The organism is Paenibacillus rhizovicinus, from assembly GCF_010365285.1.
In the GTDB taxonomy this organism is placed as follows: Bacteria; Bacillota; Bacilli; order Paenibacillales; family Paenibacillaceae; genus Paenibacillus_Z; species Paenibacillus_Z rhizovicinus.
This window is the reverse complement of record NZ_CP048287.1, coordinates 56,245-75,768: the sequence shown is the minus strand read 5'-3', so window position 1 is coordinate 75,768 and position 19,524 is coordinate 56,245. Positions and strand designations below refer to the sequence as shown.

Here is a 19,524-nt window from a genome sequence, read left to right as displayed (position 1 = left end):
TTAGGCCCCCAGGCTGATGCCTTGCGCAATGGCCGTGCCAAGTGGGAGAGAGCCGCGGTAATTCTTTCCTGCGCATAGAATAATCGCTTCATCAGGTGTGAAGCCTTCCGCCTGCAGCTGCTCGTTGATCATCGAGGACCAAACGAATAGTTCCGCCGGCGAGAGCGATAGGACATTGACAGGAACGATGTGCGCACCCGCTTCCACCTTAACAAGGCCATCGCCAGTCAAGGAGTAGAGGACCTTTCCGAGCCCCTGAGCGATTTCGAGATTTTCGGTCATCCGAGATTCGAATCCGCCAAGATTAAGAAGCAAGCATACCTCTTTTTGCGTGGTTGGTTTCATATTCAAATTGCCACCTTTCGGGTTCGTTTTTGTTTGGTCGTCACGGGGACAACAACACTCAGCTTTTCGGAAACAGCATGCTTCTGAAAGAGAATGAGTAGTTCTTTCTCGTACATGTCCGCATCTTTTTCCGTAACCCGCTTCCCGCGGCCGGCAACAATGACTCTGAGCGGAATTGTCTTCACGACATCAAAGTAAATGGTGTCCAGTTCGCCATCCTTTTCAACAAGAGCATGGCCACCGCATATGGGTTGTTGGTTAAGCTGGATCGAAACCTTTTTGATCATCCGAATTACCTCCTGTTTGGGCATAAAAAAAGAAGATGCTGGCAGCATCTTCTAATGGTCGTCCCTGGAATGTATGAACCGTCATTGACCGAAAATTAAGAATCGGTCAAGCATGATTAATGCACCAACTACATAGCAGACGTACAAAAAAACCGTCTCCTTCTTGGAAGGTCGTGGCATCGTTCTTCATCCCTTTCTATTACGAATTACCTCCAGCCGTATGAGGCTCCCGCTCCGCTTAAGAGCTGAACTTGCTCTTTACCTCATAAAAGGCGACGTCGATATCGCCGAGAATATGCAGCTCATCCAATACATGAACGTACTTGTCGATCAGCTGTTGATCCTCTGCAGAAATCTCCGTATTTCCCTCCGGTAAAGGCACATCCGAAATCACAAGCGTACCACCCATGTAATGACGAGTGATCGTGGTAGACATGGCGCTCTCCTCCTTTTAGGATCCTAATGAAAAGAGAGAACAAATCTGCGGCTGCTAAGCTGCAAATCATTCTCTCCCACATATGTATTCGAATTGCCTCCCGCAGCTAGGATTGGATTTGCGGACGGATGAAATCCATCGGCCCAAACCGTTCCTTCAGCTTTCCGAGCGATACGGTGACCGCACCGATGATTCCGTTCTTCTCAAGCATCCCCTTGTATCCGTCCACGATTACACCATCGCCAAGAGCGATAAGCGTTTCGCATTCGCATTTCCGAGATGGGACGTCGATAACATTCAGAATACCTCCATCGAAGGAGACAACCTCCGTCGTCATCATATGCTGATACTCCCCTTTACACCGGTCACAATGCGTCATGAAATCAGCTCCTCATGACAACATTGTACCATCGAATTATTGTTCTCCCAAATTATTTTCCAATTTTGCAATCATCTGCTGATGTCGGTAAGACGTCTGCGTGCAGGTAATTACATGAAAATTTCTCGTGCTGACGAGCCCGACAACGACAATGAACCATTCGCCTTTTAAGCTCCTGCCGAGAATACACCGCGAAGGGGCTACGAGACCAGAAGAACGCGAACTACGCACTCGATTAGCCTCTGGAGAGTATCCTTCAACGATGATTCCGGTCAGAATAGCGCAAGCAATGTCCGTACGGTCAAAGCCACGCATTTCAAGACGATCGTCCGTGTAGTGTCTCGAGATGTCAGTTAAGTAACCTTCTTCTCCTGTTATGCCTTTGCGAATACAATCCAGCTCGTAAGGCCAGTTGTCCTGACGATAGTTCATCTTCCAATATCCCCCCTTTGCGAGTAATAGTAAATAAACGCAAAAAAGCCCAGGGAATAAAAAAAGGGCATAGCCAAAAAAGGCTTGCTCTTCTAATCCCTAGGCATCTTCCAATAGTTGTCTAACGACAACGCTCCGTCTTCGCTAAAAATAGGATCGGCGAAGAAATAGTAATGGTTAATCGTAATACTCCGATTATACTCTAAAATATAAATCTGGGCAATCGTTCCATATATGCCCCGGTAGTGCCGCCTTCCATTTACTTTAATCTCATTAAACACTCGCCCTTGGATACCAGGGGCGAGCGTAAGTTTCTAACCTTGATAATGCTGTGACAAGTTTAAACTCTCATAACCCCAGGATGCTGTGGCTCGCTCAAATAATTGCTCATACAAAGTGAGGTGCTCCTTAAACTCGTCAACAGTCAATTTAAAGAATTGAGTTAGGACTGGCCATTCTAAATTCTCTTTACTTCCATCATGAAAAAAATGATTTATCATTTGGGTAGCATCGTCGTCCCAACCAAAGCGGCCGGCAATGAATGAATCCGTCCCCGTTCTCCGCCGATCCTCAATGGTATAGAATAACGAAGATAGAATCTCAAAAATATTGAAAGCATCAGCAAACTCTTCATTTGTCGGAAGAATATGCGAAAACAGTGGTTTCAAGACATCATAAAGATGGTTGTTTGCGGCGGTATATTCATTAGCATTTGGTCTTGGAATATTAAGAGGAGCGGGAAATACCGATCGTGTTGAAATTTGTTTTATAAAAAAATCTGTTCGTTGTCGGTGTCGATCTACAATAGGCATTATTAAAATATTGCGCAACAAACTATAGTTTTGCTGAACGACAGCTGAAATACCAGCTGCATACATGCATAGCAGGGCGGGGTATTTTAACAACTGAAGTATGATTACCGATCCGCCCGCTGCCGGTATAGTGGTCAAACGACGGACGGTTTTTTCATAGATTGGAAATAACCGCTCATCATTCCTTGAGTAATAGCTTAACGTTAACAAACTTGCGACCAACGGAGTAGAGATTGATGTAAGGGTTTGTAGGTTCTGTTTGAAATCTTCCGCATTACCGTATTGAGGCAACATCAGCATCTTTTCACGAAGGGCATTGCTCTCGGAGATAAAATATTCTTCAAGCTTAATCCAATCTCCACGTCGCAAAAATTGTTTAACCATACCTACGACAGCATCCGTAGTGTAAGGATGAATTGTATTTGAAACGTTCATTCCTTCAACTCTTGTGCAAAGTTGAGTGATAAAGGAGCTCGCTCCTTCAATATTGATTACTTCTGCACGGCGATGCGCTATCAGTTCTTTCGCGCCATCCCTTACGCTGCCGACGGCAAGCCAATACCAGGAATATCTGCGACTAACCGTACGAAGCATGGCTGCTCGTAGCGCAACGTCCCACTCCCCGGACCAACCAACAATAATGAGACCGAATTCATCTAAAACACGGTCAAGTAATTGATTCTGCTCCTGCGAATAATTCGCTAATTCATCAGGCGTATTCAGGATTCGTGGATCTTTAAAATCTCCATGAAGCTTATAGATCGTACACCTGGTATGAACGAATGGGCGATTTCCTCGAATTGCCTCCGGAGATGATGCAACATCAAAATCTACGCCTTCATCCTGAAGGGCTGTCTCCATTAATCGATCGAAGTTCGTTGTTAAAATGATTCGAATAAAACCGAGTTTGACGAGAGAGGCAAGTGCGCGATGGGCAGGCGTTGGTAGCTTTATACCTTCCTCCATTTCGCTTTCAGTTGGAATGAAATACGATTGAAGCAAAGCTTGGCGTTCGTCAGGAGTTTTGCACAAGAGTTCAAGCAAAGCATCATACTTCGGTGCATGCCCATATAATTTTTCATACCATTCAGCAGGACTTTCCTCTTCAAAATTACCTTGCGCGGCTGCGATACGCCGGCACAAATCAAGGACGATCTCCCAACCCGTTGGAATTCTTGCATCTCTAGAAATACCGCTGCCAAGGAGAACAGCATAAACATCTGGGTTTGAATAAATCGAAAACGAAAGCGTTGTTATTGGATCGATCAAGGGGTTCTCCTCCTAGAATTTACGAATAAAAGTATATTGGACCGTCATTTTATTTCTCTATATGGAAATCAATTACCTGTTGTTCTTTAGAAAACTATCATCGATATTAGTTCAATCATGGACCAGGAATGAAAAATCCGGCTCCCATTTTGGGCAGCCGGACTTTTCAATACCTAAAAAACACCATGAAGAGAAGCGAAGATAGGATCCTCGCTGACCTTATCTTTTTGTAGAATAACTCCAAGATCAATAATGGCATTATCTATTCCTTGCATTTGTCGGGTATGCATCATGCGGAGGAGAAGCTGGTGAACCGGTTCTTCCACATCACACAGAGGGTGTATTTCTTCCTCAGAATCGTCCACTCTGTGTATTTGGAAAAAGACGTCCTCGTAGCGATAAACCACGATTCTAGCCATTTCTGCTTGCTTCTCGCTGGCGATGTGTTCGGGGAACAGCAGATTTCTAAAAAGAGTTGCATCGTCCATATGGACATCTGCCATTTCAAACCATGCGCGAACTCCACTAAAAGTAATCTCTAAATTCATCATCAAGTACGACTCTACGAAAAGGTTCTCCACCATCTGAGCGTTCATATTTTAATATTGCCCCTTTACAAATTCGACATGCGATACATGAAGGTCATCAGAAGAACTCGATTCTAGCGTAACCGAAATGGCGTCCGGAAGGTCCTTCACGTAAATGCTCGGCGCCTGGAGTTCTCCTGAATAAAATTGTACCACGTTTTTGTAGTTTTCCAAATTTATGACGGGTTTTCCGGTGTATGGATCGGTTAAATTCGTATAGGAGACTTGCTCCTCGGTTTCTTCGCTATCTTCGTTTGTGGATCCAGTGCCAATACCGCCTGTCGAAGTGCCTGTGACCGATGTCGAACCGGTGCTTGAGCTCGTACCCGTCTTTGGTGGTTTCGGCTTTGTTACCTTGGTGCGGTGAACTTGACGCCCGTAGGTACCATAGAGCTGCTCGATCCCGAAAGTGATGGTGATTGATTCCGACATATTCTCTTTAGCAGGCGTTTCCGGCTTTGAAGGCGTTGTCGGTTTAGAAGGAGTAGATGGTGGAGCTGGGACATAGCCATCATACGGAACATCCTTCCATGGTTCTCCAGTTTCTGGATCGATGCCGCGGTCCTGATCTAGGCTCATTAAGTTATCATTCATCATAAGGCTCTTCAGCTTGTTGGCATATTGCCAGTCGGTTGCATACGTTGCTCGCTGCAGCTCGTTTGCCCACTCAAAAGGATTCTTCTTGGAGCGGGTGACATTATAGCGCTGATTTTCAATTAAGAACTGCGCGTGGTCATCAAAGGATGCTGCGTAGCTTGGATATGCGCGGAAACCCGCATTGATATGATAGGATCCGTTCTCATCTTGTTCGCTTGTTCCTGCATAGCAAACTGGGCCCTTCCATGACCGATTAGCCTTGATGCCGAACACATTATTACAGATGTCGACGTTCCCCCAGGCTGACTCGAGCGCCATTTGGGCGAGTGTCACGCTGGCTTTAATCCCCGTTCGCTTCTCGGTCTCCATCGCATATAGCGCCCACTTAATGAAAAATGAACTATGCAGGACACCTACAGTCGAGGGAACACTAATAACAGGGCCTACGCCTCCTCCGCCTCCCCCACCCCCGGCGCCAGACCCGAGAATCGTTCCTGTATTCATATCTCTGGTGTAGATGGTGCCTGTTTCGCTGAATGCCGGCGCAGCAGACTCAACATAGACATTGCTGATATAAAGGAGCGGGTTTGTCTTATAGTCATATCCGTTCATTTCAGAGAAGTTCACATCGCCAAAGGCATCGAAAGCAGCTTCACTTGCGATATCGGTTATTTTGCTCATAAAGAGCACGTACGGTGAAGGATCGGTTGCCTCTTTTCCATCCGGAAGGTACTCATAATGAAGATGCGGCCCGGTCGTTCTGCCTGTATTTCCTGACAATCCGATAATTTGCCCTTTTTTTACGGTTTGTCCTGGGCCGACAAAAGAATTGCTTAAATGCAGGTAACGCGTCGTGCCGGGCATCTCCTCATCCGTACTCTCGATAGCTACGTTAATGCCGGCACTTTTTGAAGTGTCCGAATCGGAAACTTTCGGATAGAAAACGGTCTTTACGATCCCATCTTGAGAGCTTGATACTGGCGTGCCTACTGGCACACCAATATCAATTCCCGTATGGAAACTTTCTTCACTGGTAACCGGATGAACTCTCTCGCCAAACCCATCGGTGATGATACTTTCTAAATCCTGCTTATAAATCTGCGGAGGCAGGAACTTCTCCGTAAGGGTTGCACTAGCAGCTAGCGACTGGCCAGAAGAGATTACAGCTGCTATGAAGTAGAAGAAGATAAAGACACCCAGAATAATGGCATAAACCCACCATAAAGCGGCTAAATGGTTCATGAAGGCGGATCGGAGCTTATTCTTGATCTGCCTCATGGCTTCCTTCTTGAGCTGATCCTTCATGGCTCCCTTAGCATTTTTCATGTCTAGGAACGGTAATTTAAGAGAGGCCATCGTTCAGCCCCCTATTCCACAGTTGGGCGCTGCTGTTTCTTTCTGGTTTGCTGCGCCGTTTGCGTGTTTTTCTTAACGACGCTATTCGTACTCGCATTAACCGTCGCTTCTTGCAGTTTAGTGCCATTAGCCCGCTTCATGACCTTAAGCTCTTGGTCAAGTTTGGACAAATCCGTCGATACTTCATGTGATACGCGCTGCTTCAATGTCGTGAACACTTGAACATTGGTCTCGGTGTTGACTTCCAGACGATCCCCAATGTCCACCGATGCGGATTTTGAAAGCTTATCTTTAGCCGCGTTCATGTTATTCTTCAGCTCATTAGGCAGCTTTACGCGGCTCATATCGACTTCGCTTTGCACAACCGGCGTGGTTGTAAGTACGATCGGGACTTCCCGCTTCGAGGATGCAGTAGGCAGCGCCGGAGCGTTCTTTATGATAGATGCGGTGTTAAGAGGAACGGAAGTGTTGATAGGAGCTACAGGAGGACGCACCTCCTCGATAGTTCCCGTTGCCTTCCGGAACGCTTCGTTCGCCCGAAGCAAGTCACCTTTCTTCTTCCCAAACTCTGGCATTGACTCAAACTGTGATGCATAAGTGATTCGGCCTCTGCGGGTGGTCATCGTTTGGTTGATTTGATTCGTATTCGTCAGGCCAGCACCTTTGAAACGTTCGTCCATTTTCTTGACGAATTCGGAATGTTTGACGGGCTCTCCGGTCGCTGCCGAGGTATCGATCGCCGTTTTGTATTCCACCCTGTAGCGTTGGAACAGCTCGACCATGACAAAGTCGTTGACGCTCGTCTCGAGCTTGCGGTTTTTATTAAGGGTACCCGCACGTTGCAGCTGGCTGACGGCGGATTTCGGACGATTGACCATGAACGTGGATGCTTGACGAATGGCGTTCTCGTTGGAGTAAATCGTCGCGGCGACTTGTTGATCGTTCATGTCCTCGCTAATGCCCTGCGAGAGGATGGCTTGGCGGACGTCGCCCCCATCCTTCTGAACATCGGAGAGCCGGCCCTTCTCTTCTTTCCACTCCTTATCCATACCGCGGAATGGATTCTTCGTTCCGTTTCGAAGATTCTCGTGGACCTTGGCTACATATGGAGTGTACTGAACAGGCTGACCGGTTTCGGTGGCTAGCTGCTCAGATGCTTCTTTCTCCCGCTGATATCGCAGCTGCATGCTAGCCGTTGTCGCATCGTTCATATTGTCGCTAGACTTGGACAAGGCGCTTGGATTGAACGTATTTGGTACGCCTTCGGTTTGCTGTTTATTGAACATACCACTTACTGCAGTCATCCCTTTGTTATAAAGGGAGCGGGTCACATTGCGCTGTACAGCATCCAGCACCGTAGACTTGGCTTTTGCAGGCATCGGGATATGGCCAGCGGCCTTGGCAAAGACGGATCCAATTTCGTCTTTGTATTTGAAGACCACAAAGATCATGATGGCTTCAAGAAGCATACCGGTAAACCAACCTGCTTTTGCCTTAACTGCAACCAGGTTATAGGTCATGTGTCCGACCACCAATGATAGGTCCAAAAAGAACATTGTGAATACGCACATAAGCATAAGCCCGATTAATTTGAGGAATTGCGATCGGACGACAGAAATTCCCGCTTCCCTCCCCGGCAATAAGGAACCGAGAAGCGTAACCGCCATAACCATCGCATGAACTAATAGCCTTAGTCGAACATAGATGGTTGCAACAGCCCAGAAGCTTAATAGACCAAGAATAATCGCTCCAAAAATAGTGTTGCATAAAAGAACGATCATCTGTTCGTCTGATCGAACATCCTGCACAGCAGGAAAGTCGGATGAAACTGCCATTAGAGCCTCGTCTCGTTCGTCTGAGTACGGTTTTGTCTTAAGTACTTTATCGATTTGAGTAGGATGAGTTTCGTATGCGGAGGCATCATCGTACTGCAGCATACCATAAGGCTTCATGACCAATTCCATCCAAACCTGTTCGCTGATTGCTTGCACACCTGTCGTTGTTGAGGTGCTAAGTCCTCCTGGTTTAGCAAGTCCTGCATACATCGTTGCAGCAACTTCATTTCCCGTATCATTTAGAAACTTCAGGAACGTATCTGCTTGTGTGAAGAAGGCAAATGCCACTACCAGGGCAATTACGAATGAAATCATGGTCTGTAGCGAATCGAGAAATTTGAATCGAATCATTTGCCAAAGTACAGCCAGCATCGTAATGGACGCAAATACGCCGAACATCCCGCTCCATAGTCCGTTCCCTATGGTTCCATGGCTAATGCCAGATACGCTTTGAATAATGTCAGCCGCGCCATCAATAAGGCTGTCCATGTAGGAAAAAGTAAAGGCTTCTCGAGCGATAAAATTAAAGAAGCGGGTGATTTGAACACCAATCAAGAAAAGACCTGAGAGCGCCTGATCATAGATTCGGCTGACGCTATCATTAGCCTTGGCACCGATCTGCCAAAATTTCCGATCTGGCGAAAGCGTCTGGAACGAGTAATGAGAAGCTGAGTACTTGTTATACAGGGTGTTCGTTGTTTGATCTTTAGGAATCATTTCGTCCATGGAATCGGCGTACACGAGGCTTGCGGATACGATGAAAGCAACGAGCAGCGTCATGACGATGCTAGAGATGAAGAGTAAGCGCTTGGACGGTCTCTTGATCCTAATCCTCGGAATCTTCATCTTCATCTTCAAGCCCATATGTATCCTCCTCTCCTGAAGCAGCTTCCGCCTGATATTGCGCGAATCGCTCAAGCACCGAGAATTCATTCTCTTCCTGAACCTCATCATGTTCAGTTTCTGTCGTCTCTGGCGGTCTTGTATCGAAGCAATCGAAGAGATGCTGGAATACAACGTCAACGGATAGGACGCCCACACGGCCGTATATATCCTGCATGAGACATTGGCCGTTTTCAAGGTTTTTAATCAGGTCGATGTTGTCCTGTGTACGCTCCAAACCGAAATAGGCTAAGGTGTTCTTGATCTTCTCTGTGTCTTGATCGCGAAATGCAAATTTCATACCGATATTCCCGGCCAAGTCGCCGGCCATATCCGTGGCATTCTGCGTTGCAATACCGAGACCACCGTTCAGCGAGCGCCCCGTCCTAATGACGCGGTTTGCCATTTCCTTACCGATTTGAGTAGCTAAGATCGCCCACGCTTCGTCCATATTAGCGAGTGTAAAGATTCCTCGGTCGAAATAGATAAAGGAATCCATGAAGCTACCAATGGAATACATCGTCGCAATTGACATTTTTTCGATTAAGGAATAGTTTGCTGGGGATTTCTCAACAGGCGGCATTTTCAAGTTCTGAACCTGAAGAATGTTCATGGCATAATCCATGTTGATCGACTTTTGTTCGCCATTACCGAAGAGGAGTTTCGCGAATGATAGGTCCGCAAAGCTATTTAGTACCTCTGCGATAACCGCTGCCTCTTGTCGGGTCTCCCCCATCTCTCGGAGTACGTGAATGCATTTCGTGAGATATGGTTTAGGCTCGGATGCAACACGTATGACTGATTGGGAGATGTAACTGTATCCAATCGTATCCGTTTTAACGGAGCTGAGATATGCAAGGATATCCATAGCAGCTTCCTTGGCATCCTCGATATTCTTAAGCATGACGAATGGATCCAATTTACCGATATCAGCCGGCGCCGAGGAAAGGGTTGCAACTTGAATTTGTCCTTTAAGCTCAGGCAGCATGTCCGGCCAATGGGAACGTTCACCCTTCGGATCGAACATCAGTGTTTTGCCGCCACTTATCGAGTTGTGATAGCCGAGCAGATTCATAAGTACTGACTTGCCGCCCCCGAGTGTACCCGTAATGCTAAAGGAAGGTGAGCGATTAATTTGGCTAGCATGTCGAAGGTCCACATATACCGGGTTTTGGAGTGAGCCTGTTGTGCCAATATACAGGCCTTTACCATCACCAAGGTCTTGAGTCGCACCGATCATGCCGGCGGCAAGCGTTTCTGGCGGGATCCTCTGGATATAATCCGAAACATACCGGGGAGAGCCCGGGATAAAGTCATTAAATAAGAGCCACTGGTCACCCGCGGGTAATTCGATTTGAATATTCCCCATGTCACGGAAATGATCTTGAAAAATCCTTACATTGCTTTTCAACATATTGAGATCGGTATGGTACAGACCAAACGAGACATGCGTAACGAATGTTGGATTCTTGCGCTTCTTGTACTCATCCTCAAGGTATAATGCCTTCTCTTGCTTCTCTTGAAGGTCGAGTGGGACCTGTGCGTTAGCCTCGTTGATGTTCTTGACTTGGTTATCGATATCCATTTTCTTACGACTCAACTTCTTAATAGCGTCCCTAGACTCCAACACCTCGACTTTGATGCTCATTTGAACAGGGAATGGCAGAGTCGCAGCACTATACAGCCATTCACTTCCAGGATGGTCCATATTATCTGGAAGATCGGAGAGGGCTAGATACGCATGGTGAATTGTCTTGTCTTCTCCATCATGCGGCTGTGTAAGTGTCACCCGGCGCGCGCTGCTGGTATCAATATCACCTTCTGTAAGTGTAAGCACCTGGCGGGAATCGTATAGGAAGGTTTTGAGTCCACCACGCAGCCCTTTCGTTTTCTTGGGGCTCCATCCGTCGACATCTGAAGAACGAAGAGTAGGCTCCGCGATCCCCCACCAGAAATTACGTTTGATTAGCCACTCGATCTTTTCATGGTTAACCCGCTCTACCTTCAATTTTCTCGAGAGACGGTCGAAGATTTGCTTCTCTTTGATGCTGTAGGCTTGCCATTCATGTTCGAAAATCTCTGGTTCGTTAATGCCGGCAAAGTTTTCAATACTCCGCTTTGGATGAAGAACGAGTTTTTTAATTTCACCCGCTATTGTCCCAATTTGATCTACTAGCTCCTTGGCTTCGTTTTTCGGAAGGTAGACTGCTATAAATGCACGGTAATCTGCATTGTTAGTACCGGATACGGCGTTGTATCGCTCGTTTAGATAATTATCCATTGTATTGATAAATTTCTTGCCCCAATTCTTCAAGAGGCCCTGCAAGCGTTCTTTAAGTAGGTTGTGATGTTCGGTTATGTCATGAGTACGCGGCAGCCATAGAATATGAAACCGATCGGTAAGCAGTGTAAGAAATGAAGTATGAGAAATCAGCTTATCGATCTTTTGCTGATCGCTCAGGTGATCATAAACAAAAGCATCAATCTCGTAGATGGCCCATACGGATTTGTCATGATTAAAAGTTAGATTACCTTCGTAGTAAGCAATGGGAAATTCAATTTTCACTTTATTAACTTTTTTCTTCGCAGTCAGTGCCAATGTCTAACCCTCCTTGTAAAAAAAGGGGCGCGCTAAGCACGCTCCCTCTCCTTGCGATAAACCACTTTACTGCTGTACGTATAATGCTTCATGTGCTCAAATTTCCGATATCGGTGAAGCCGCTTGGGGCGCATCCAATAGAAGATCATCCCAAGGAGCCATTTATGAGGCGCTTTTCCATCAAGCTTCTGTTTTGCGATCAGCCATGTTGCCCCGATTGGAAACAGAATATGGTTGTATGAGAATGGCAGGAAGAAGAAAATGGTCTTTCCTAAAATCCAGAAAACAAATTGACAAACGAAGAAGATGCCGACGACTTTCAGGTTTGCCGGGATCGGCAGCTTCTTCCCCTCTAACGCGTATATCACAAAATCAAGATTCCAAATCCTCGTATAATTTGAAACCGTGACCCGCGGTGTTTCATTCTTATCGCTCATCGATTAAGCAAAGAAGCTGGTGTAGAGTCTAGTGGCAATGCCTTGAACCCATGTCCAGTTCATGAAAATAGCTACGAGCAGCGTAATACCGAATGCACTGAACATTTTGAACCAGTCGCGGGTGACGAGGAAGAATAGGCCGATACAGCCAAGTACAGCCGGGATCAACGAGTTTACGTTGGAGGTGATTGAGCCGCCTAGTTTTGCTCCAGGTGTATCAGCGAATGCGGCCGGTGCAACGATAGCGAAGATAGTCAAAGAAAGCAAAGCTACACGGAGAGCCAATTGAGCTTTTTGATTTTTCATTTGTGGTAAATCTCCCTTCAATTCTCATATTAGTTATTTAATAAACTGATATACTACTATTCTTCTGTTTTGGGGATGGTCTTGTTGTCAGTTGATGTACTTTCAGATTCCACTGGAGCGGGATCCTTCTTAGTTTCCTCAGCGGTGGCTACTGCATCTGTTGGAGTGATAATACCATTTGAAAGAACATATAGACGACCATCCTGCTGTACGACCTCAAGATTCCAGGAATTTGCAAACGGTTCGTCAATATCGCTATTTACGAGGACGTTAGCTTCAATACGATACTTTGTCTCTTCTCCTATTCCAGCCGGTAGCTCATAAACCGATACCTTATCGATTTTCTGATAAGTGAAAGCCGACTTTTGAATTACAACGGGCGCCTTTACGGTATCCGAGTAAAAGTATCGGAGTTGTCCTGCATTCCCCTCATACCAAGAGCGGAGATAGCTATCAGCGAGCTCCTTGCTTTTGTTGATCAGATCCTCGTCACCAACAAGCTTTCCGGTCGAAACATCTTCAACGGTCTCCCCTCTTTGCTGCTCAGAGACGAATCGCGGATAAGATTGGATGACAGGCCCCTCTTCCGCCAAGGTTACGGGGACGATCATGTAGGTCTTCTTTTTCACAACAGGTGGCATGACAGCTTTTCCCTGAGCCTCGAGTAATTGATCCGGAAGTTTTTGAACATCCCGCCAAACGACGACCGTCACGTCGATATGCTTTTGATCAATTTGATTCGTACCGTAAATTTCGGCAGATATTACTTTGCTGGAACCTTTAACGTCGAAATTCTTTAACCCCATATCAGGATCAATGCCCTTAATGAAATTTGAAAGTCGAGTTGTACGATCGCTCACAAAGTTCGAATCCCAGGTGAAGTATTCAGTCGCAAAATCGGCTGCGAAGCCCTTTACTGAATCAGCGATAATCGGAGTCGTATTTCCCTCTACAATTGTTTGGTTAATCGTCCGGTTACCTTGGGCAAAGGCTATTGCGCCTTTTAAGAGCAAAAGACTCGCAAATATCCAGAAGAATGTCCGAACCACTTTTTTAGCGGCCATTGCTTTTGGAGCCCGCGGCTTGATTGACTTGTCCTTTTTCGGCTTTGGTTCCTTCTTCACCTTGGAGGACGTCTTCACCTCTGAAGGATCATCACCACTCGTATTCTTTTTTTTAAAGAACGCCAAACGTATCTCACCTGCCTAGTGTTGTTTTCGCTTGCCTTTGCTTGCGTTATTTCCATTGACAATGACCCCTACTACCACCACCCCAACGACTATAAGTATGATTGCATACTTGGCGTCAAACTCCATCAACCAGTTCCAATAGTCAACCATGCGTTTCCAAACGCCCGGAGCCTTCTCAGATACAACATTTGATGCATCATCTATGATTCCAGCGACAACTTGGTGCGAATCGTCCATGTCTTTGTCGGTCGTCACTGGAGCGGGTTTCTGCGTCGGAGCCGGCGTTTCAATCTTCGGAGGCGTCGCCTGTTTTACCTTGGGTGCCGGATCTCGAATCATCAGAACCGCAACGATTAAGGCTAATAGAACACCGACACTAGCGAGTATGACCTTTCTGTTTTTACTCATTCGCTCACCTCCTCCCCGGGTGAAATAAACCAGTATGTTAGATAGTCAATAATATAACATACCACTATACTAATTAATATACGACTATTGGTAAATTTTAATGTACTAGTTGTTGTTGATCAGACGTAAATGATCCTTTCTTCGACGGCTGCCTTGAGCCGGAATTGGCTTGTTTTCCGCTACGCTAGCGCTTTTCATGATATGGAGTTGATCTTTAGTCAGCTTAATGAATCCATATGCCCGCTTCTGCTCCTGAATCATACTCTCGTAGTTCATGTGCCTAACCATCCTTCCTCCCCGCTGCGGCAAACCGTTGCGATAATACATCGCCAATAGTGCGTCCTACGAATACCTGTGTATCCAAGCCCTTAAATACTGTCTTCGCTGCGGCTCGAATGTTATTCAAGCGAGCGTCGTAAATCGCCTCTGGGACGATAAACGCAATAATGCCATTCTTTTGGATAATGGGTGCATCCTTATGATGCATTGCTGCCTTGTAGCGCTGTAGCTTATTTTCAATCGATACCTGGTGATCTTTGGCGCTGACAAATGGAGAACGCTGCACTGGCTCCGTTGAGCGATCAAGTTCGATGAAGAACACTTGTTCGTCAAGCCTGAAAACGGCATCTGGACGCACCTCGATATTCAAATCTTTGTTCCCGAAGATTGATAGTGAAGGATGCCAGTCCCAATCAACGAATTGCTTCGCTCCTATCTGCTCCAATTGGTTGTACTTAATTTCAAGGTAAACCTTTGCCAGCTCCCAGAAATGCTCCTTCTTCGCCCTCTCCATATCAAGTTCAAGCTTCGAAAGTTTAGATTCCTCCAATACCCCAATTTTTATTTCAACCAGTCGGAGGCCGCGGGTGGTCAAGTAATACCATGTCTCCCCTCTTACTCTCTCCCTAAGTTTTGGTGCTTTATCCAATTCATCAGGTAGAGCATTGGACTTCTCCAACACGCCTTTTGCATAAAGATCACGGAGATTCCGTTGCGCTCGGATTTTAGCAGTTTTCAGATTCTTACTGTCCAATTCCTCCTGCTCACCTTTTGGAATTGCAGCATAACCTGGATCCTCCGCAGGGTTATTCCAAAAATAGTGATGAACTATTGCAGACATCGGCATACACCTGCAAATGTAGAGATCAATCAAGAAGCGCCAATCTCTTGAACTAAGCCGATCCACAACAGCGCCAAATGATGCTTCAGAGGACGTGCGTCCTTTTTTCTTTTTAGATTCTCCACTTGCCGGAACATGCTCTAAACTCCCCTTCAAGGGGCCTCCACTCCTCTCGAACTAGACATGGCGACGGAAGCAAGATTCCAAGAACGCCAAAAATCCGTATTAGTCGCGAATTCGAAAATTGGGCGATTCCTTGGTACATCTGCATTTTCGAGGAATCTCAAACGAATTGCGTTAGCAATGTTCTACACGATAAAACTTCAAACGTAGAGACATGGCCGCGACTTATTAAATAGCATATCTTAATTTAATCACTTTGCAAATGTTGAAACACATAAAAACATCATAAAAATGCGCTGTGAATAAAAAAAATATGGCCTTCTCTCTTGCCCATTTTGAACTCAGTATAAATGGCGGTAAAACGGCATCGGATCTTCCGGAAAAGTGGAATTGTGGAATTATGACCGTGACATAGATAGCAAATCGAAGAAAAAAATCCTGGAGGAAGGGGTGGAATCTGTTTTAGGGATATTAACTAAGTTATAACTAAATACAAACTTCATTATAATTCAATTTGACTCCCGTTATAAAAAGTACTACAATTTTCGTAGAATGATATATTATCCTCGGGAGGAAAAAGAATGAAACTTCACTCTAACGCAGCAATTGATCTTGGTAACTCTGAGCTGGATGCTTACGTTAATGGCGTTTTGATCGTTCAACCAAATGTATTTGCAATAACCGGGAAGAACCCTTGGGCCGATGATGATTTAGATGTGCAGAAGAATCTCTCGAACATTTACGAGAATATCGTTGTTTCGATCATCTCTGGAGCTGCAAGGACAAATATGTATGCGGTTGGTACATATGCTCTGAAGACATTCGGTGAAAATGTCACGAACTTATATGTTAAAGGTAATAATGCCAAATCCGATCAAGAAGTTCCTTATGTAAATACACTTGCCATACTTGCAGCACAAGCAGTTGCACAAGCTCATGCGGAAGATCCGAATGTCAGCGAGATTGATTTGACTGTCGATATGGCAGCCGCGCTCCCAGTAAAACAACATACACCTAAGAATATCGATACTATGAAGAAGAAATTCATGGAGAACACGCATACAGTCTCCGTTCACCTTGGTTTGACGAAGAAGATCGATGTTAAAATTAAGATTGATTATGTTCACCTGCTTCAGGAAGGATCGCCGCCGGTGTTCGCTTTGCAAATGGACATTAACGGCGATTGGAGAACAGGCGGATATAACCCTGTTCAAGGGGAGAATGACTTGTTCACTGATTTCGCGAAAACATATGATCTTCCCTCAGAGACTGACGGAAGTTTCCTTGAAGGCAAAAACCTTTTGCATGTTGACCTTGGCGATGGAACACTTGACGATCCATTCACCAAAGGAGATTCGGTTGACAAGGATTTTTGCAGCGGTGTAAATCACGGTGTTGGACATGCAATAGCAGATTCTATTGATGATTTTTTGAGTCTTGCTCCGCACGCCTACAACTCCATCTCGCGTCAACAATACAGTGAGATACTGAGAAGCCAATATTCCGGCAAGAAAAACAAGTTTTTGAATGAAGCCTTATCGGCGTTCCGACCACACTGTGAAAACCAAGTGAACCAAATTCTCAAACATATTTCCGATCAGATTCTTAAAATTGGGGCAAATGAGATCGACATCATTCCTGTTTACGGCGGAGGCAGCATCTTGATGCGTGATTACCTCGAACCTAAGTTGAAACAGCTTTGCGACGATTCCAGAATTCAACTCTTCTATGTCCCAGCTAAATATGCGGTTACATTGAATGCAGAAGGACTCGATTTCTTCGTAAGAAGTGATATTTATAAGGCTTTGAAAGCTCAAGCAATTACGACGCCTGCTCCTGTTGTTGCAGAAAAGACTAAAAAATACGTAGCTGCTGCTAAAGAACAGTGAACAAATTGACCATGAAGAGTCACTAGGGGGTGATATTTTTGAAAAAAACAAAAACAGAAGCTTTCCCTGGTAAACCGATAGTCATGAAATTGCGAGAAGATGAAGAAACCGTCGTTCTAGATTGGATTAATTTACAGACGGTTTATAGTGATTCAATACGGTATCTGATTCAGAAAGAAATCGCAGAAAACGGTTTAAGAAACCTCCAACATTTTATTCCGCAGTTTCGGACGGTCGAAACGCTGAAATCAATAAATGTGATTTCGTCGCCTGAGAGTATTCGAATTGTAACTCAACATTCGGCTGCATTAAGGGAAGATCCACCAGTTTCAATAGAATCGGTCTCTCCCACATCATCTTCTCATCATCAAAAGGAAGAGAATGTAACTGCTGCAGATCTGGTATCGGATCGGCAACAAGAAACATCTCCAGCTATTGTGGATGCCGGCAATCAAAATAACGTAGTCAATAATAAGCCGGAAAGCAATAGCTCTACTACTGGTACGACGGATAATCAGTCGAGTTCATCCCATCCGGGGCCAAAGAAACCCAAGAAAGTTTTTGGTGACGACGTTACAAAGTCTTACGCTAACTGATTTTCCAGAAGAGACCCCCAACAACTTGTTGTTAGGGTCTCTTCTCTTCTTCGATCGAACCGTCAATTGAGATGGTGAAGAATTCAACTTTAGCCGCGATCTGCGTGCCCCTGCTCGTTACCGATAACGGCAAACTGTCGATGGACGGCTGAATTTTGCTACTTGACCTCCTCTTCCCACTTCCTGTCTGCGTTCCAGGGAGCGATATTCGGCATAAGCAGGTGCTGATGTCGTCAATCTCATCAAGGAGTCGATATTTAGTTCGAAACCCGCTGTCGCCCCTATTTGTAACGCGGCGAGGCGTGATTGAGAGCCGAGTGCTAAGCAGAAGCCGATAGCTGCGAGAAGCAGCTGTGCCTGGTGAACTTAACCGCCGGCCTGACCTCCAAGTTTGTCATACAAGTGAAGGTTGTGTTCGCCACGTGTACCAATGCGCCCTGCGTCGCTTAAATCCAGCAATGGCCAGTGCTTTCTATCCATTGCCGCATTACGTCATCGCTGCCCTCCCCCTGCTGCTAAGTTGTTACGGTTCTCTCAGGCGCGGACCTGGTTCTCTTCCCGTTGCTTTACGCTCGGTCAATCTGCCGCGCGAAGAGAATATTACGGTTCAGGTTTTGTCGTGAATGCGGGCGGCAGCATACATGGTCATCATATGGGAGCCACTGCCGGCATCTAAACGTTCCGTCAAATATAGGCTATTGCAAACATAACTGGTATACCTAGTAAACTCGGTATACCAGTTATGATTTGTATGAATTCTGGTTTATCTTTCGCATATGTCGGGATATACTGATGGTATACTTGTTAGGGGGCGCCCATATGGAAGTTGAGAAAAAGACTGAGTTAGCGCAGTATAAAGTTAGCGATGCAACGAAGCAACGCGCAGAGGCCGCTGTGAACTCTACCTTTCAATGATTCAAACAGAACACTCCCGCCGCATGGATCTCGAGCAACAGCACAGCGAGAAAATGGAACAAGCTTCTGGCGAAGTGTTCAGCGCTCTCGCGGAGTTAAAATCCCTCAAGGAGTCGCTCGACCTTCGGAATGAAGAAAATGCCGAGCTTCTAGAATCCCGAGACTCTTTGAATGTAGCGATAAAGCAGCTCGAGGCATTACGTAAAAAAGATGAGGAGCTTGCCGAATCCTACAAAAGACAGATTAGTGAGCTATCGAAAATCGTTGCAGAGCAAAAAGAAGCAGCTGATAAGGCAATCGAGCTCGAGGCAGCCACCAACCGACTTTCTAAACAAACAGAGCATCTGGCATTTGAATTGTCTGAGGCTCGTGAGTCATTAGAAAAAGTTGCTGATAAACACGCAACAGATGTCAAACGTCTAGAGGCTAGTTATATTGAACGCTCCCAAGTTGCTGAGACACGTGCTCAACTGGCACAAGGTCAAGCTGTTTTAGAAATGGAGATTCGACTCCGCGCGGAGAAGGCTGCCTCGGACACTGCTAATAATGAGACAATTCGTAAGCTCTACGAACAGCTCGACGCTCTGAGGCAACAACTTAGCGATGCCAAAAGCTCGAGCATTCGAGTATCGGAAGCTGGATCCCCTTCTCATTCGGAACAAAACGATGGAACAAAGTGAATATATTCAACAATTAAGCCGCCCAGTAGAGGGCGGCTTTTCTT

Annotated in this window: 19 protein-coding genes; 3 read left to right on the top strand and 16 right to left on the bottom strand. The window is 45.8% G+C overall.

Features of this window, described 5'->3' with window-relative positions; translation table 11 throughout:
- The 16 genes from GZH47_RS31715 to GZH47_RS31640 all read right to left on the bottom strand — a co-directional run bounded on the left by GZH47_RS31715 (position 1) and on the right by GZH47_RS31640 (position 15,433).
- On the bottom strand, positions 1-345 hold the full coding sequence (locus GZH47_RS31715; protein WP_162645612.1) for a hypothetical protein: 345 nt from the start codon (positions 343-345) through the stop codon (positions 1-3).
- 2 nt (positions 346-347) lie between these two features.
- On the bottom strand, positions 348-632 hold the full coding sequence (locus GZH47_RS31710; protein WP_225446637.1) for a hypothetical protein: 285 nt from the start codon (positions 630-632) through the stop codon (positions 348-350).
- 238 nt (positions 633-870) lie between these two features.
- Positions 871-1,068, bottom strand: coding sequence for a hypothetical protein (locus GZH47_RS31705; protein WP_162645611.1), 198 nt, complete (start codon positions 1,066-1,068; stop codon positions 871-873).
- Between the two features lie 106 nt (positions 1,069-1,174).
- Positions 1,175-1,408: a hypothetical protein gene (locus GZH47_RS31700; RefSeq protein ID WP_225446636.1), complete on the bottom strand. Its 234-nt coding sequence runs from the start codon at positions 1,406-1,408 to the stop codon at positions 1,175-1,177.
- A gap of 75 nt (positions 1,409-1,483) precedes the next feature.
- The gene (locus GZH47_RS31695) at positions 1,484-1,879 is read right to left on the bottom strand and encodes a DUF4258 domain-containing protein (RefSeq protein ID WP_162645609.1); all 396 of its coding nucleotides are present in this window, start codon (positions 1,877-1,879) and stop codon (positions 1,484-1,486) included.
- A 314-nt stretch (positions 1,880-2,193) separates the two neighbouring features.
- Entirely contained in the window at positions 2,194-3,960 is a 1,767-nt protein-coding gene (locus GZH47_RS31690; RefSeq protein ID WP_162645608.1) for an SIR2 family protein, read from the bottom strand.
- Positions 3,961-4,133: 173 nt separating this feature from the next.
- On the bottom strand, positions 4,134-4,556 hold the full coding sequence (locus GZH47_RS31685; protein WP_162645607.1) for a hypothetical protein: 423 nt from the start codon (positions 4,554-4,556) through the stop codon (positions 4,134-4,136).
- A 3-nt stretch (positions 4,557-4,559) separates the two neighbouring features.
- The gene (locus GZH47_RS31680; RefSeq protein WP_162645606.1) at positions 4,560-6,500 is read right to left on the bottom strand and encodes a glucosaminidase domain-containing protein; all 1,941 of its coding nucleotides are present in this window, start codon (positions 6,498-6,500) and stop codon (positions 4,560-4,562) included.
- A gap of 11 nt (positions 6,501-6,511) precedes the next feature.
- On the bottom strand, positions 6,512-9,199 hold the full coding sequence (locus GZH47_RS31675) for a CD3337/EF1877 family mobilome membrane protein (protein WP_162645605.1): 2,688 nt from the start codon (positions 9,197-9,199) through the stop codon (positions 6,512-6,514).
- Positions 9,162-11,816, bottom strand: coding sequence for an ATP-binding protein (locus tag GZH47_RS31670; protein WP_162645604.1), 2,655 nt, complete (start codon positions 11,814-11,816; stop codon positions 9,162-9,164). The genes GZH47_RS31675 and GZH47_RS31670 overlap by 38 nt, the downstream gene beginning before the upstream one ends.
- 32 nt (positions 11,817-11,848) lie before the next feature.
- Entirely contained in the window at positions 11,849-12,253 is a 405-nt protein-coding gene (locus GZH47_RS31665; RefSeq protein WP_162645603.1) for a TcpE family conjugal transfer membrane protein, read from the bottom strand.
- Between the two features lie 3 nt (positions 12,254-12,256).
- Positions 12,257-12,559: a hypothetical protein gene (locus GZH47_RS31660; RefSeq protein WP_162645602.1), complete on the bottom strand. Its 303-nt coding sequence runs from the start codon at positions 12,557-12,559 to the stop codon at positions 12,257-12,259.
- 56 nt (positions 12,560-12,615) lie between these two features.
- Positions 12,616-13,749, bottom strand: coding sequence for a conjugal transfer protein (locus GZH47_RS31655; protein ID WP_162645601.1), 1,134 nt, complete (start codon positions 13,747-13,749; stop codon positions 12,616-12,618).
- Between the two features lie 15 nt (positions 13,750-13,764).
- Positions 13,765-14,157, bottom strand: coding sequence for a hypothetical protein (locus GZH47_RS31650; RefSeq protein WP_162645600.1), 393 nt, complete (start codon positions 14,155-14,157; stop codon positions 13,765-13,767).
- Positions 14,158-14,262: 105 nt separating this feature from the next.
- Positions 14,263-14,433, bottom strand: coding sequence for a hypothetical protein (locus tag GZH47_RS31645; protein ID WP_162645599.1), 171 nt, complete (start codon positions 14,431-14,433; stop codon positions 14,263-14,265).
- 4 nt (positions 14,434-14,437) lie between these two features.
- Complete coding sequence (locus GZH47_RS31640; RefSeq protein WP_162645598.1) at positions 14,438-15,433, bottom strand: replication-relaxation family protein; 996 nt, start codon at positions 15,431-15,433, stop codon at positions 14,438-14,440.
- 548 nt (positions 15,434-15,981) lie between these two features.
- On the opposite strand from GZH47_RS31640, the gene GZH47_RS31635 reads away from it, so the two are divergent.
- The 3 genes from GZH47_RS31635 to GZH47_RS31625 all read left to right on the top strand — a co-directional run bounded on the left by GZH47_RS31635 (position 15,982) and on the right by GZH47_RS31625 (position 19,480).
- A complete protein-coding gene (locus tag GZH47_RS31635; RefSeq protein WP_192043674.1) occupies positions 15,982-17,289 on the top strand; it encodes a ParM/StbA family protein in 1,308 nt (435 codons plus the stop codon).
- Between the two features lie 38 nt (positions 17,290-17,327).
- A complete protein-coding gene (locus GZH47_RS31630; protein WP_162645597.1) occupies positions 17,328-17,885 on the top strand; it encodes a hypothetical protein in 558 nt (185 codons plus the stop codon).
- A 911-nt stretch (positions 17,886-18,796) separates the two neighbouring features.
- The gene (locus tag GZH47_RS31625; RefSeq protein ID WP_162645596.1) at positions 18,797-19,480 is read left to right on the top strand and encodes a hypothetical protein; all 684 of its coding nucleotides are present in this window, start codon (positions 18,797-18,799) and stop codon (positions 19,478-19,480) included.
- The last annotated feature ends 44 nt before the right edge of the window (positions 19,481-19,524 follow it).

Bases quoted from the DNA above. Each gene is read 5' to 3' on its own strand.
- GZH47_RS31715 (WP_162645612.1), bottom strand. From the start codon at position 345: ATGAAACCAACCACGCAAAAAGAGGTATGCTTGCTTCTTAATCTTGGC.
- GZH47_RS31710 (WP_225446637.1), bottom strand. From the start codon at position 632: ATGATCAAAAAGGTTTCGATCCAGCTTAACCAACAACCCATATGCGGT.
- GZH47_RS31705 (WP_162645611.1), bottom strand. From the start codon at position 1,068: ATGTCTACCACGATCACTCGTCATTACATGGGTGGTACGCTTGTGATT.
- GZH47_RS31700 (WP_225446636.1), bottom strand. From the start codon at position 1,408: ATGATGACGACGGAGGTTGTCTCCTTCGATGGAGGTATTCTGAATGTT.
- GZH47_RS31695 (WP_162645609.1), bottom strand. From the start codon at position 1,879: ATGAACTATCGTCAGGACAACTGGCCTTACGAGCTGGATTGTATTCGC.
- GZH47_RS31685 (WP_162645607.1), bottom strand. From the start codon at position 4,556: ATGAACGCTCAGATGGTGGAGAACCTTTTCGTAGAGTCGTACTTGATG.
- GZH47_RS31680 (WP_162645606.1), bottom strand. From the start codon at position 6,500: ATGGCCTCTCTTAAATTACCGTTCCTAGACATGAAAAATGCTAAGGGA.
- GZH47_RS31675 (WP_162645605.1), bottom strand. From the start codon at position 9,199: ATGGGCTTGAAGATGAAGATGAAGATTCCGAGGATTAGGATCAAGAGA.
- GZH47_RS31665 (WP_162645603.1), bottom strand. From the start codon at position 12,253: ATGAGCGATAAGAATGAAACACCGCGGGTCACGGTTTCAAATTATACG.
- GZH47_RS31660 (WP_162645602.1), bottom strand. From the start codon at position 12,559: ATGAAAAATCAAAAAGCTCAATTGGCTCTCCGTGTAGCTTTGCTTTCT.
- GZH47_RS31650 (WP_162645600.1), bottom strand. From the start codon at position 14,157: ATGAGTAAAAACAGAAAGGTCATACTCGCTAGTGTCGGTGTTCTATTA.
- GZH47_RS31645 (WP_162645599.1), bottom strand. From the start codon at position 14,433: ATGAACTACGAGAGTATGATTCAGGAGCAGAAGCGGGCATATGGATTC.
- GZH47_RS31635 (WP_192043674.1), top strand. From the start codon at position 15,982: ATGAAACTTCACTCTAACGCAGCAATTGATCTTGGTAACTCTGAGCTG.
- GZH47_RS31625 (WP_162645596.1), top strand. From the start codon at position 18,797: ATGATTCAAACAGAACACTCCCGCCGCATGGATCTCGAGCAACAGCAC.